Below are 276 nucleotides of genomic sequence, written 5' to 3'. Positions count from 1 at the left end.
ATATCGAAATGCCACGTATGGACGGTTTTGAGGTTGCAACACTGGTACGGCATGACGAACGCTTGAAAGATGTGCCAATCATCATGATTACCTCCCGAACCGGCCAAAAGCACAAAGAACGGGCACTTTCTATCGGTGTGAATGAATATCTTGGTAAGCCTTTCCAGGAACATGATTTACTGGAAAATATTGAGCGGTTCATTGGCTAAATGAATGTGCCGGAAGCGAGACCTAAGATCGGTGTCATATCGGATTGTGCCTTACAAAGGCACGTTC

1 protein-coding gene is annotated in these 276 nt (G+C 45.7%); it reads left to right on the top strand.

The window, feature by feature from the left end; genetic code table 11:
- Positions 1-209 (top strand): response regulator (locus tag A3735_RS09875; RefSeq protein WP_156499580.1); only part of this gene is annotated, 209 nt, incomplete at its 5' end.
- Between the last annotated feature and the right edge of the window lie 67 nt (positions 210-276).

This window comes from Oleiphilus sp. HI0061 (assembly GCF_001635675.1).
This window is presented reverse-complemented; position numbering and strand designations above follow the sequence as displayed.